Origin of the sequence: Nostoc sp. KVJ3 (assembly GCF_026127265.1) — a bacterium.
In the GTDB taxonomy this organism is placed as follows: domain Bacteria; phylum Cyanobacteriota; class Cyanobacteriia; order Cyanobacteriales; family Nostocaceae; genus Nostoc.
Window position 1 is genome coordinate 1587139 of the sequence record NZ_WWFG01000001.1, and the last position, 14239, is coordinate 1601377.

The 14239-nt window shown below is 41.9% G+C and carries 13 protein-coding genes; 6 read left to right on the top strand and 7 right to left on the bottom strand.

Features of this window, described 5'->3' with window-relative positions:
* Positions 1-8 precede the first annotated feature (8 nt).
* The 3 genes from GTQ43_RS06325 to GTQ43_RS06335 all read right to left on the bottom strand — a co-directional run bounded on the left by GTQ43_RS06325 (position 9) and on the right by GTQ43_RS06335 (position 4055).
* Positions 9-1037, bottom strand: a complete 1029-nt coding sequence (locus GTQ43_RS06325; RefSeq protein WP_265271624.1) for an aspartate carbamoyltransferase catalytic subunit — start codon at positions 1035-1037, stop codon at positions 9-11.
* Between the two features lie 106 nt (positions 1038-1143).
* A complete protein-coding gene (gene mgtE / locus GTQ43_RS06330; protein ID WP_265271625.1) occupies positions 1144-2496 on the bottom strand; it encodes a magnesium transporter in 1353 nt (450 codons plus the stop codon).
* Positions 2497-3254: 758 nt separating this feature from the next.
* Positions 3255-4055, bottom strand: a complete 801-nt coding sequence (locus GTQ43_RS06335) for a histidine kinase (protein ID WP_265271627.1) — start codon at positions 4053-4055, stop codon at positions 3255-3257.
* A gap of 191 nt (positions 4056-4246) precedes the next feature.
* On the opposite strand from GTQ43_RS06335, the gene GTQ43_RS06340 reads away from it, so the two are divergent.
* The 5 genes from GTQ43_RS06340 (at position 4247) to GTQ43_RS06360 (ending at position 9944) form a co-directional block, all read left to right on the top strand.
* Positions 4247-4471, top strand: a complete 225-nt coding sequence (locus GTQ43_RS06340; protein WP_265271629.1) for a hypothetical protein — start codon at positions 4247-4249, stop codon at positions 4469-4471.
* Positions 4472-4519: 48 nt separating this feature from the next.
* On the top strand, positions 4520-4852 hold the full coding sequence (gene petJ / locus GTQ43_RS06345; RefSeq protein ID WP_265271631.1) for a cytochrome c6 PetJ: 333 nt from the start codon (positions 4520-4522) through the stop codon (positions 4850-4852).
* Positions 4853-4963: 111 nt separating this feature from the next.
* Positions 4964-5983, top strand: coding sequence for an aldo/keto reductase (locus GTQ43_RS06350; RefSeq protein ID WP_265271633.1), 1020 nt, complete (start codon positions 4964-4966; stop codon positions 5981-5983).
* 729 nt (positions 5984-6712) lie between these two features.
* On the top strand, positions 6713-9094 hold the full coding sequence (locus GTQ43_RS06355; RefSeq protein WP_265271635.1) for a phosphoketolase: 2382 nt from the start codon (positions 6713-6715) through the stop codon (positions 9092-9094).
* 142 nt (positions 9095-9236) lie between these two features.
* The gene (locus GTQ43_RS06360; protein WP_265271637.1) at positions 9237-9944 is read left to right on the top strand and encodes a M15 family metallopeptidase; all 708 of its coding nucleotides are present in this window, start codon (positions 9237-9239) and stop codon (positions 9942-9944) included.
* 41 nt (positions 9945-9985) lie between these two features.
* On the opposite strand, the gene GTQ43_RS06365 is transcribed toward GTQ43_RS06360, so the two are convergent.
* From GTQ43_RS06365 to GTQ43_RS06380, 4 genes are all read right to left on the bottom strand, one after another.
* Entirely contained in the window at positions 9986-10459 is a 474-nt protein-coding gene (locus GTQ43_RS06365; protein WP_265271638.1) for a TspO/MBR family protein, read from the bottom strand.
* Positions 10460-10748: 289 nt separating this feature from the next.
* Positions 10749-11189 carry a hypothetical protein gene (locus GTQ43_RS06370; RefSeq protein ID WP_265271639.1) on the bottom strand — a complete coding sequence of 147 codons (441 nt, stop codon included), beginning with the start codon at positions 11187-11189 and terminating at the stop codon, positions 10749-10751.
* Positions 11190-11836: 647 nt separating this feature from the next.
* Positions 11837-12004 (bottom strand): hypothetical protein, encoded by a 168-nt coding sequence (locus tag GTQ43_RS06375; protein WP_265271641.1) that lies wholly within the window; start codon positions 12002-12004, stop codon positions 11837-11839.
* 12 nt (positions 12005-12016) lie between these two features.
* Positions 12017-12238, bottom strand: a complete 222-nt coding sequence (locus GTQ43_RS06380; RefSeq protein ID WP_265271643.1) for a transposase — start codon at positions 12236-12238, stop codon at positions 12017-12019.
* Positions 12239-12711: 473 nt separating this feature from the next.
* Between GTQ43_RS06380 and GTQ43_RS06385 the strand changes: the two genes are divergently transcribed.
* Positions 12712-14082, top strand: a complete 1371-nt coding sequence (locus GTQ43_RS06385; protein WP_265271645.1) for a TniB family NTP-binding protein — start codon at positions 12712-12714, stop codon at positions 14080-14082.
* The last annotated feature ends 157 nt before the right edge of the window (positions 14083-14239 follow it).

A 14239-nucleotide genomic window follows, 5' to 3' on the forward strand; every position in this document is an offset into this window, starting at 1 on the left:
TTTGAATGTTAAACCTTACTGCTTCCTATCAAATACAACAGTGCCATCCGAACGGCGACACCACTGGTAACTTGTGATTGAATGAGACTAAATTCCGGGTCATCCATCAAATCAGAGCTAATTTCTACGCCACGATTGACTGGGCCTGGATGCAAAACTTTGACATTAGGTTTACAAAGTTGTAGCTTTGCACGTGTAATGCCAAATAGCTGATGATATTCTCGCAAACTTGGTAGTAAATAAGCGGTCATTCGTTCCTTTTGCAGACGTAAAGTCATGACAAAATCAGCATTTTGCAAAGCTGGTTCTAGCTGCCAGTGGAGAAATAGTTGGGGAGTGGGAGAGTGAGGGAATAACTCTTGACTCCTGACTTCTGACTCTTCAGAGATATACTCAGCAAATAATTTGGGTAAGAGGGTGGGAGGGGCTGCGAGATGCACTTCGGCACCACTGGCAATTAAACTCCAGATATTCGATCGCGCCACACGAGAATGGAGAATATCTCCAACAATGGCAATCTTTTTCCCTTTTAATAGTTCCAGTCGGGGATTAGCTGGGTCAATAAGAGTACAAATAGTAAATAAATCTAGCAGTGCTTGGGAAGGATGCTCGTGTTGACCATCACCAGCATTGAGGACACTAACTCGGACACCGAGACGATCCATTTCAGCCGCGATCGCATTTGGTACTCCTGCCTCTCGATGGCGGACTACCATAATATCAGTTCCCATAGCCAAGTAGGTCTTCGCTGTATCGAGAATTGTCTCTCCCTTTGTCATGGAAGAACTGGCTGCGGCGAAATTGAGTGTATCTGCACTTAAGCGTTTCGCTGCGAGTTCAAAACTGCTGCGAGTGCGGGTAGAAGATTCAAAAAATAAATTTGCTACCACTTGTCCCTGCAAGGTTGGCACTTTCTTCGTCCGCCGCGATAGCACCTCTTGAAAAGAGGCCGCAGTTTGCAAAACAGTATCGTATTCAGTGGTAGTGAAGTCACCTAGGGAAAGAATATGATGACGATTCCAGGTGTTAGTAGGCATAGAATTTGGGAGTGGGGACAAGGGAGATGAGGGAGATGAGGGGGACAAGGGAGATGAGGGAGAAATAATCTAATCCACCATCAATGCCCAATGCCCCAATCCCCTTTCACGCTGGTAAATGGAAAACGTTTAAAGCTAGAGAAATTAGGCTAAGAAACGTTAAAAACCCAATTGTATCTAGCATTGTAGTCACTAACGGGCCACTAACCAAAGCTGGGTCAAGTTTTAACCGTTTCAAAGCCATTGGTAGCAAAGTGCCGAGTGTAACAGCCACAATTGTATTAGTTGCCATTACCATTCCGGCAATTAAAGCCACCCATCGTTCTTGGGGTTGTGCCCAAATTAAGGAAAGTAGGATCATCGTTGTGGCTAAAGCTAAGGCTGTACCTAGACCTGCTAGAAGTTCTTTGCGGAGAATTTTTAAGGTATCTTTGGGTGTTACCTCGCCTACTCCCAAGCCACGAATTGTTACCGTTAATGATTGAATACCAACAGTACCACCAGTGTTAGAAAAAATTGGCATGATCACTGCTAAAACTGGTACTGCGGAGATTACAGATTGAAAAGGCGCGATCGCACTGGCGGCACCAATATACAGTGCCATAATGCCCAATAGCCAAGGCAAGCGGTTGCAAATTGTGAGTAGGGGAGGGGATAAAGCAGCTTCATCACCACTCACACCCGCAAGTTTTTGGATATCTTCTGTGGCTTCCTCTTCCAAAATATCCATCACATCATCAATGGTAACGATGCCAACTAATCGGTCTTCCCGATCGACGACGGGGATAGCGATTAAGTCATAGCGCTGCATGATTCGCGCTACTTCTTCTTGAGGAGTTTCAGTTTTAACTTTGATGACGCGATCGCTAGAAATATCCTTGATGAAAACTTCGGGAAAGGTAAACACCAACTGGCGCAATGAAACTACTCTCACCAGCGTTCGATTGTCATCTGTGACGTAGGCGTAGTAAATCGACTCTTTATCTTGATCTTGACGGCGGATTTTGCTTAAGGCTTCGCCTACAGTCAATCCTTGGCGCAACCTGACATATTCGGTAGTCATCACCCGCCCAGCGGTACCTTCTGGATAACCGAGAATAGTTGCTGTTGCTTGCCTTTGTTCTGGACTCAGTTCTTGTAATAGCCGTTTGATTACCCCAGCAGGTAGTTCATCAAATAATTCTGCCCGTTCGTCGGGACTCATCGCTTCTACAAGCTGCACTACCTGGACATCATGCAGAGAATTAATTAGTTCTTCTTGAACCTCTGTTGGGAGATATTCAAATACATCAATTGCCTGATCTTTGTTGAGTAAACGGAATGCGATCGCTCGTTGTTTTTCAGGCAGTTGTGTAATATATTCTCCCACATCTACTGGTTGTAAGCGATTTAAATCCCATTTTAACTGGTTTAAATCGGTAGTCTCAGTCAGCAAATCCCGAATATCTTGTGTGAGCATAATATATCTCCTAAGTCTCCCCCGCGCTGGGAGACTTCCTCACCAGCTCAGAGGAGGTTGATACTGCCATCTGGTGGACTATGGTCCATAAAATTTCAACAATTCAATATCGATATTTAAATTAAGGCGTTGTTAGTCATCATCGTAACCCGGAATAGCGCTCTCCGGTAGATACTGAATATTAGCATTCAATCTTTTTACATTGCGAGAGACTCGCGCAAAGCAATCAGGTTCGGTTAAGGTTATTTGATGAAAATAATAGATCCCAAATCCGCGATAAATAGCCATCAGGACGAAGGACTGATGATTGTAAAGACGGCGATTTATCGCGTCTCTTACCTTAACCTAACAGTATTGAGCGCTAAGGGATCGGGGAAATCATAACTAAATTAATTATGCGGATAGGATATTAAATAAAATGGTGCGTTAGCTTTTGGCATAACGCACCCTAAGAAAAAATATGTATCAGGGTTTTGTGAAGAACGCAGTCTAGTACGTCACGGCGGAAATCAATACGGTTCGGTTAATGTTTTTCGATGAAAATTATAGATTGCAAAGGCACTATGAATCGCCGCCTCTACGAAATATTAATTATTGTAGAGACGGCGATTCATCGCGTCTATTGCCTTGTTGTAATAGTAGTCTATCAAGCTAGTTTTGAGGGGTTGTAGTAAGCACTTTAGTGCTTAGAAAATAAGGACTGAAGTCCTGACTACAAACTTTCTTAACCATCAATTTAAACTTGACAGACCATTAGTCTATTTATGAATAGTTTTCCGTTCTTTTTCAGCAGGTTCCTTATCTTTGAACAAGTCAGCCGCAGTTAGCAGTAATTCGCGCAAGGTTTGCTTAATCTGGCGCTCTTTTTTCGCTAGAGATGTACCAGCTTCACCTAGTTTATCTTCTAGTTGCGATCGCTTCTCTTCTACCTGTACAGCAATAGATTCTGCTTGCGGACGAGCTTTATCATACCAGTGTTTAGCTTCGTCTAGATAATCTTGAACTTCTAGATTACGCCCACCATAGCGTGCAGCCAAGTTAGCTCGGACAATGGCTAGCTGTGCTTGTAGTTGCGCGTAACGTTTCTTTAACAATCCGACTTCTTCACTATCTTTAATGGCATTGACAGCAGAATCAATTGCAGTTTTGGTACTAGCAGATTTTTCCTTACCTGTCTCTTCAATCTCTGCCAAAATTACATCAACCTCTTGCTGGAATTGTTCTTCTTCTCCATCCAGTTGAGCCTGTAGCCGCTTGATATCTGTCTGAGTTTTAGTAATGGCTTCCTGTCTTTTACTATTAATTCCTTCCAGCGCACCTTCAATGGAAGCTGTCACCTCATCTTTGAGTTCGCTACCTTTTTCTTGGAAGTTTTCAATTACCGCAGAAACAGCATCTCTAACAAGGCTACGAAGTTCAGTAGAACCTTGTTTAAACTCAGAACCTACTTGAGAAACTGCCGACTTGACAATTTCTCGAATCCGATCGGTTCTCAATTGTCCGGTTTCTTTAGCTTGTTGCAAATCTGCTTGAATTTTTTCTTTGATATTGTTAGGCATTTTCAACTCTTGGGATTTAACTAATTGGGATAAAATTTTCTAGAAATGTTCCTACACCCACATTATGGCGTAGCCTGATAGAGGTAGACACTTCCTTTAGATAGAAAATTACAGACCCAAAGAGGTGATGTGTAAGATGTTGCCCATTTGTGAGATGATGAGTGTTTGGTGGTAGTAATTGAGAAGAAAATATGTGGCGAGTAAATATTACTTGTTCGGGTGATGCTTGGAAGCTTTATGGTACTGCTTTTAAAGCGATCGCAGAAAAATATCAAGGTGAATTGATTGGTTCTAAAAAGATGCCAGATGGGACACGCATCATGTCCTATAAAATTGAGGATGTTAGCGATGCAGAAGCTTTTCAAGAAGACTGTACAAATTTTACGGGATTTACCACTGACTTTGAATCTCTGTAATCTGATACTTATGCCTAGAACTAAGATATCTAAATCGGGAGAAGTTAATTGAAAACAATACTCACATTGGCATTAGTAACATTTTTATTCATAAGTACTTTTACCTTAACTGCTAGTGCAACAGAAACAGTTAACGGCGAACAAATCTTTAGTGTTCATTGTGCTGGTTGTCATATTAACGGCAGCAACATAATTCGGCGAGGTAAAAATCTCAAAAAGCAAGCGCTGAAAAAGTATGGTATGGATTCAATAGAGGCAGTTACATCTATAGTTACCAATGGTAAAAGTAATATGTCAGCCTACAAGGATCGCCTCAGCGAACAACAAATTCAAGATGTTGCTGCTTATGTTCTCGAACAAGCTGCAAAAGACTGGCGTTAAAAAGTCAGGAGTTGGGAGTTAGAAGTTAGGAATTATGAATTATCAGTTATGATTTATCTATTAGTAATTCTTAAGTCTCTTCATTACTAGCTTTTCACTCGTAAATTAAAAATGAACTTACCCGCAGCTAGCCGTCTTCAATTTACTCCCGATTTAAACATCTGCCGCATTTTAAATGGTATGTGGCAAGTCTCCGGCGCACACGGAAGGATTAATCCCCAAGCCGCTATTGAGACTATGTTCAAATATTTAGATGCAGGTTTTACCACTTGGGATTTAGCAGACCATTATGGCCCCGCAGAAGACTTTATTGGTGAGTTTCGTTGTCAACTAATTGATAGTCGCGGTAAAGATGCTTTATCTCAGGTGCAAGCCTTTACAAAATGGGTACCTCGTCCCGGCAAAATGACAAAAAAACTGGTTGAGGAAAATATTGATATTTCCCTGAGAAGGATGAATGTACAATCGTTAGATTTGATGCAATTCCACTGGTGGGAATATCAGGATAAAAATTACCTGGATGCCCTCAAATATATGGCAGAACTTCAGACTGAGGGTAAAATTAAGCATCTAGGTTTAACTAATTTTGACACGGAACATCTGAAGATTATTACCGAAGCGGGGATCAAAATCGTTTCTAATCAAGTGCAGTTTTCCCTAGTTGATCGCCGTCCTGAAGTTAATATGGTGGAGTTTTGTCAACAGCATGACATAAAGCTTTTTACTTACGGTACACTGTGCGGTGGTTTGTTATCAGACAACTATTTGGGTAAACCGGAACCACGAGGATTTGATCTCTCCACTGCTAGTTTGAAAAAATATAAAAATATGATCGACGCTTGGGGTGGTTGGCAATTATTTCAAGAGTTGCTGGCTATCTTAAAGGAAATTGCTAATAAGCATGGCGTAAATATTTCCAACGTGGCAGTGCGTTACATTTTAGATCAGCCAACAGTGGGCGGTGTGATAGTTGGTGCTAGGCTTGGTGTATCTGAACATATAGAAGATAACGCCAAAGTATTTAGTTTTAGTTTAGATGCAGACGATCGCGATCGCATCAGCGCAGTCTCTCGTCAATCACGCGATTTGTACCAGCTTATCGGCGATTGCGGCGACGAATATCGCCGATAACTAGAGCAAATATAAAGCTCACCAGAGGAAAATTTTCATTTGCTACAAACCACATCATCCCGCCTCAGACAAAAGCGGGAGGATGTATAAAATACATCTCCGTAAATTAATTATGCGTTACCTGAAACCCCTGTAGAGACGTTGCATTGCAACGTCTCTACATTCTTTAAAGGTAAAAGTGATGTCCCGCAAGAAACTTCGGTTTCTTGCTAATAGTACAAAGTCATCTGACGATGACTAAATACTCCCCAAAATCTCTAGTACTTTGTCAAGCTAACTTTGAAGGGTAAAAGAACGAACCGCAGAGGCAATAGAGTTGCCAGTGCGTTGGGCGGGTTCCCCGACTTGAAGCAACTGGCGCGACACAGAGAAAAAGAGAGAAAGATTCTAAAACTTGGTTTATGTAAGCATTGTTGACTTGACAGACTAATAGTAGTCTGTCAAATTTATTTTGACGGTTAGAGAGACGCGATAAATCGCCATCTCTACAGGGAATTTATCCATCAATTATTTATTGACAAACTAAATAGTACGTCACGGCGGAAATAAGCCATCCATTTACAATTGCTAGACATCCTACAAAATCAGCATTCTTTCTTTTACTTTTCAGAAATTCGATCGCAAAGACTGTAAAAATTTATCATGGGTTAGATAGCCATCATCTGGAAAACAAGTACAATTGCTTAGTGATGAACCCGTCAAAATCCTTTTTGTAAGGGAGTGTCGATAATGACATTAGCAACGACTCCACAAACAAAGCCTTTAACAGACGAAGAATTACATAAGATAAATGCTTACTGGCGTGCAGCTAACTATCTTTCCGTTGGACAGATATATCTACTCGATAATCCGCTACTCAGAGAACCGCTAAAGCTGGAACACGTCAAACCCAGGCTGTTGGGTCACTGGGGAACAACACCAGGGCTGAATTTTATCTATGTTCATCTAAATCGAGTCATCAAAAAATATGACCTAAACACCATTTATATTGCTGGGCCTGGTCATGGTGGCCCTGGACTGGTAGCCAACACCTACTTAGAAGGCACTTACACTGAGTATTACCATAATATCTCCCAGGATGCTGAAGGAATCCAGAAACTCTTCAAACAGTTCTCTTTCCCTGGCGGTATTCCCAGCCACGTTGCACCGGAAACTCCTGGTTCTATCCACGAAGGCGGGGAACTAGGTTATGCCCTCGTCCACGCTTATGGCGCAGCTTTTGATAATCCTGATTTAATCGTTGCTGCTGTTGTGGGTGATGGCGAAGCTGAAACAGGTGCTTTAGCGGCTAGCTGGCATTCCAACAAGTTTCTTAACCCCGTTCATGATGGGGCTGTATTGCCGATCCTGCACTTGAATGGGTATAAAATTGCTAATCCTACTGTATTGGCACGGATCAACCATGAGGAATTAAAAAGCTTATTGGTAGGCTACGGCTACAAACCATACTTTGTCGAAGGTGACGATCCCGCAGATGTCCATCAGCAGATGGCGGCGACTCTAGATACAGTAATAGCAGAAATTCAAAGCATCCAAAGAGAAGCCCGCGTCCACGGTTTCACCGAACGTCCCCAGTGGCCGATGATTGTCTTGAGAACCCCCAAAGGTTGGACAGGGCCCAAAGAAGTCGATGGCAAAAAAACCGAAGGTTCTTGGCGATCGCACCAAGTTCCCTTAAGCAATATCACCAAACAGCCTGAACACCTGAAAGTTCTAGAAGATTGGATGAAGAGTTATCAACCAGAAGAACTCTTTGACAGTAACGGTAAGCTGATTCCAGAACTAGCAGAACTGGCTCCCAAAGGTCATCGACGCATGGGTGACAATCCTCACGCCAACGGCGGTATTTTGCTTTGCGACCTGAAGATGCCGGACTTTCGAGACTATGCTGTAGATGTTTTTGAACCTGGGAAAGCGATCGCTGAAGCTACCCAAGTTGCAGGCATTTTCCTCCGGGATATCATGCAACTTAACCAAGAAACCCGCAATTTCCGTATCGTCGGCCCCGATGAAACAGCATCAAATCGCTTAAGCGCTGTACTGGAATTCACAAACCGGGATTGGGTAGCCCAAACTCTCCCCGAAGATGACCATCTTTCCCCCGACGGTCGGGTGATGGAAATTCTCAGCGAAACTTGTTGTCAAGGATGGTTAGAAGGCTACCTCCTCACAGGAAGGCACGGCTTCTTCTCCTGTTATGAGGCTTTTATTCACATTATTGACTCGATGTTCAATCAGCACGCCAAATGGTTAAAAACCACCAAACATATTCCTTGGCGTAGACCAATAGCTTCCCTCAATTATTTACTCACCTCCCACGTTTGGCGACAAGACCACAACGGCTTTTCTCACCAAGACCCCGGTTTTATTGACCATGTAATCAATAAGAAAGCAGAAATCGTTCGCGTCTATTTGCCCCCCGATGCCAACACCCTGTTATCGGTAACTGACCATTGTTTGAGAAGCCGTAACTATGTCAACGTCATTGTTGCCGGAAAGCAACCAGCATTGCAATACCTAAATATGGATGCCGCTATCAAGCATTGCACCACAGGCATCGGTATTTGGGAATGGGCAAGCAACGACCAAGGCGGTGAACCAGATGTTGTGCTGGGTTGTGCTGGGGATATTCCCACCTTAGAAACTTTAGCGGCTGTAGACATTCTGCGCCAGCACTTCCCTGACTTAAAGGTGCGGGTGGTAAACGTAGTTGATTTGATGACACTACAACCAAAAAGTGAACATCCCCACGGTTTGAGCGAAAAAGACTTTGACACAATTTTTACCACAGATAAACCGATTATCTTTGCCTTTCACGGCTATCCTTGGCTGATTCATCGCTTGACTTATCGCCAGACCAATCATCATAATTTGCATGTGCGTGGCTACAAGGAAGAAGGAACTACCACCACCCCCTTTGATATGGTTGTGCTTAACGATCTCGATCGCTTTCATCTAGTAATGGACGTAATTGCTCGCGTACCAAAGCTAGGATATAGGGCAGCTTATGTCAAACAGGAGATGCAAAATAAGCTAATAGAACACAAGCACTACATTGAGAAGTACGGCGACGATATGCCAGAAATTCGTGACTGGAAGTGGCCCTATTAGGACTTACACAAAATTACACGCGTTCAGGGGTAATTCATGAATTGCCCCTACCTGAAAATCTTTCTTTTTGGCTAAAGTTTTCCGTAATTCCTAAAAATGCTATGCTTGCGTTGAAATCCGTAAGTTATGTGTGGCTGACTAGATGAGACCTTATCATCAAATCGCGATCTTTGAGTGTGGTGAACCGTTAATTGAGATTCCTTTAAATTTATTTGCGGTAGAATCTCCCCATCCTTATAAAAAATTAGGTGCTACTTATGGCGAACACTCTCCCTATTATCTTCGTCAAAGCGTTATTGAAAATTTGATCCAAGCGCAAAATTATCTTAATTTGCTGCATCCTGACTGGCGTATCCAAATCTTTGATGCCTATCGCCCGATCGCAGTCCAGCAATTTATGGTAGATTACAGCTTCGCTCAAGCATTACAGGACAGGAAACTGACTGAGGTGGAGTTATCACCTAATCTTCGCCAAGAGATTTGGGAAGCAGTTTATGAAATTTGGGCTGTACCAAGTTCGGATCGAAAAACACCTCCTCCTCACAGTACAGGTGCAGCAGTGGATGTGACACTAGTAGATAATACTGGGCAAATAGTAAATATGGGTTCGCCCATTGATGAAATGTCAGAGCGATCGCATCCCGATTATTATGCCAATAATCACCACCCAGAAGCACAACAGTATCATTTTCATCGTCAACTGTTACAAGATGTAATGTTAAAAGCTGGCTTTCAACGCAATCCTAGAGAGTGGTGGCATTTTTCTATTGGCGATCAAATGTGGGCTTGGCTGAATAATCAATCCAATCCAGCGAATCCTGTTACAGCGCGTTATGGGCGGATCGCATAGATGCGTTATATCATGTCCGTTTAAAGACTTAAAATCTAAAACTAGGCATCTTGAGGGTTGAGACTGACCATCTGCCAAGTGGTATAAGTACCAATGGGACTCCAGAGCAAATAAGGAACTAAAAGCAATGCTGCCCAACCAGAAATACCTAAGATTGCAAGTATCAATAAAGCACTAATAATAAAACCTGTGGCTCCAAGAATTGTCCCCACTTTCAGACTGCGAAGCCTGAACATTACAGGCGTATAGGCGATGGTAATAATTTCTAACAGGAGATATAAACCCATAATTAACCAGGTTGAGGTGCTTCCTGGATCTTTTTCCCAGATAATATAAGCTGACCAAGCACCACAAATAAATATTACAGTCCAGATAATTGGAATCGCACTCTCAAAGGTTAGCCATCTAGGTCGTTGTAAGCGCTTGAACCATTGGCGATCGCTAGGCGTAATCACGTTAGCAGCTAAAGCAACCAAGAAAGCCACTCCCCCAATCACCATCCAAGATTTAATCATGCCCGTTAGTCCTTTACAAGCGCTATCTATTCGCTTAATATCACTCTTTATAGTGTAATTTTGTCAATTTAATTGCTAATTACTCATCATCCCTGAGTTTGAAATCTTCACATCATTTGGCAGGATTTTAAATTATGGGCATTGGGAATTGGACATTGTGGTGAAAAATCCTTGTAGAGACGTAAAATTTTACGTCTCTACATTCAAGTTTATACCTCGATTCAGCAACGCTCAATTTCTAAATTTCGCGGAATCTTGCTACAGCATGATATTCTACACACTTCAACTTCTATGAGCCGACAGTGACAGTGTAAGACAACACAAAGGGCTTGAAACTAGCTCCAGATTTGGGAGAACCGCTTAACTCCAAATCATAAGCTCCTACTTTGGGAAATACGATGTCGGCTCCGGGAATGCTTTTATATTTCTTAGTTGAAACATTATGTAAACTTGGCTTCAGCAATGGGACATCAGTTTTGGTGTGAGGTTGGGGGTAGACAACCAACTGACAGTTACATTGTGTCAAGGGAATTAGTTGCCCGCCTTTATGGGTAAGGACAATCCAAGCATGAGCGGTTTTGCCAGCTTGAGGATTGTCATAGGGTTCAATATGCAGCATCCCACCCACATCTTTTGATACTTTTTCGGTGTGGGCATTAACTGGTGTGCTAATCAAAACCGAAATTAATAATAGCCATCCCAAATTCTTCTTTAGGGTAAAGTGGAACATAGAGTTTTTTAGAGTAGGTGAAGTAGACTAGGCTGACTGGGGAAAGGCAATTAAAGGGAAATTAAAAAATATTTTTGATGCTATTTCCTACCAGATACTTAAAAACGATAATTTTAAAAGAATCGTTGCGTCAAAAGACAACCTGTCAAACTTTGCCCAAAAATTCGTTATTAACTACTAAGAGTGTTCCAAAAAATAAATGATCCAAAACCCGTCATTGCGTTCGCGTAGCGTCTCGTAGAGAGCGAAGCGAAGCAATCCCAATATCTGCGATTACTTCGCTCGCAATGACAATTGGGCATTTTTTTACTTGGAGTACTATAAGAGGATGTTTGAAAAGTATTTAGCTATGATTTTAGGCACTTGTTGATCCCCCCTAACCCCCCTTAAAAAGCTATGCATTATAAACATCTTTCTTAACAGAAAAATTGACAGAAGTCAGAAGTTATGTACTGGATGAGAAAGACAAAAAATCAGCAATTATTCTGAACAATGGAGATGAAAATCAAAAAAACTTCAAAAAGTCATAATTATCTGATGACCACCTCGGTGTCAAAAACGAAAATTCAACAAATTGACTAAAGATGAGGCAATAATTAATGATGGAGAGATTGACAAAGTTGCCAACCTTCAACGATATCATGTAATCAAGTGTGGACTTTTAATCCTTGGGCATATTTACTATCGAGATATCCTGTTGCTGCTAGGGCTTTGTGAGAAGTGTAGTTCAGTTCTGTGGTGTCTTGTATTGCCAAGACTACTCTTTGCTTGCTGATTCGCTCTACTGTCGCATCAATATGTCCAAGTCTAATCATCGATGGTTTGACCTATGGTGAATCCCAGAAGTCATAAGTGGCTTTTGTTTCGTCCCATGTCCCGCTCGCTTGTGGAATACTTGCTTCTGGTTTGGCACTTAAATTTTCCACTATTTTGATTAATCCTTTGGTTCTTCTGGTGTCACCTAATTCGGTTCTTTCTAGTTCCTGTGTGATCCATTGTTCCATTTGCTGACTTTGCGATGCTTCCGGGTCTTCGTATAGACAATACACAATCTCTGGCTTTTGTCCAAGTTTCTGTTAAGAAAGATGTTTATAATGCATAGCGATGTATTGGGGGGAACTGGAATCAAAGTCCCCCTTTTTAAGGGGGATTTAGGGGGATCTCCAACGATTTTGGGTTTCTACAGAGATGTGTGTACACGTAGCCTTAAAAAGGGGGGAACCGGAATCAAAGTCCCCCTTTTTAAGGGGGATTTAGGGGGATCTAAAACGTTTTGCTACTAATAAAAGGACTTTTCAAACATCCTCTAACGCACCGCTTTACTTCACTTCATTTATAGACATATTTCTTCTCTTTCTTTGCGTCCTTTGCGGTTCGTAAAAAAAACCATGAAGCTCTAAGGTTCATTCACATAAGTTCAGGATGAGTATAATTTCTAGAGTGAAATACGCGATCGCTAAATAGCTTTACTGTTTAGCTAGTATAAAAACCTGATATACTCACAGCAGTTTCTCGATGAGGAATGATGATGCGATCGCTCCGAGTAGCCCCAGAGTATATTGATAAAGTTAAGTCAGCACTTGGGCGCAACGGCTATCACAGCCAAGAGTCTTTGGCTACTCACATGGATTTTTATTTATCCATAGTCGAAAATTTTTCCACTGGTAAACCTGTTGACTATCTGAATTTTCGAGAAATTAGCGAGAATTTGGGGTTAGACTGGCAAGAAATTGCATACAAAGAACCAGAAAAATCGCAACCTCAAACCTTGAGTGTAGAACAACAATTTAGATTAGAGAAGAAGCAAAACGGACTTCAAGAAATGTGGGATATCCAGCATGCAAAAGTCCACAAAATAAGACACGATTTATCGATTGAGGCTGGGACAACAAATAAATTTCAATTAGAACAGCAGTTTAAAGAAGAAAATGCTAGATTAAAAACACTAGAAGCTGAACTTGATCAAGTAGAAAAAAAACTAAAATTAGCTTCACCAACCAAAATACCTGAAAACAAAGTTCAAGCTTCTCCACTCAAATCGCAGCAAACTAACGGGGAAGCATCGCCCTTCATCACTGGCGCACCCATCACCCAGCCGCGTTACTTTTTTGGACGAGAGAAAGAATTAAAACGTCTCTTCAACTTACTCAAACGTCATCCCTTACAAAACGCCGCCATTATTGGCAAAAAGCGTAGTGGCAAAACATCCCTGCTACACTATCTCAAAAATATTAGCACCGCCCCGGCAGAACATCTGCGTCCTGACCAAAAATCTGACTGGCTACCGCAAGAAAATTACCGTTGGATTTTTGTAGACTTGCAAGACGCACGAATGCAAAGCCAAGAAGGTTTGCTAAAGTACATCCTAGAATCCCTGAAGATGCAAGTGCCTACACCTTGCGATTTAGATCGTTTTATGAATGTAGTCAGCGATAATTTGCATTCTCCCACAATCATCTTATTGGATGAGATTGGCGTTGGCTTGCAACGCTGTCCAGAATTAGATGATGGCTTTTGGGAGAGTTTGCGGTCTTTGGCGAGTAACCACACAGGCGGGAATCTCGCGTTTATCTTAGCTACCCCTGAATCACCGATTGAAATGGCGCGAAACACAGGACACAGTTCACCCTTTTTCAATATTTTCGCCTACACCGCATATCTGGGAGTATTGACTGAGATAGAAGCGCGAGAATTGATAGCAAGTTCGCTCATTGCTTTCACTGACGAAGATGTAGAGTGGATTTTGACACAAAGTTGCTGCTGGCCACTGTTGTTACAAATTCTGTGTAGAGAAAGATTATTTAACTTAGAAGAAGGGGAGAATGATGATAATTGGCGTGAGGAGGGATTAAGACAAATGAAACCGTTTACTGATTTATTAGAGGATGTCTGAAAACTTTTCTTGTATACACCTAACCCTTGGAGATCCCCCTAAATCCCCCTTAAAAAGGGGGACTTTAAGACTCTTATTCCCCCTTTTTAAGGCTTGCTTAGGGGGATCAACAAATATTTGATCCTTCTGAGACATCCTCTTAGATTCAGAACTAGCA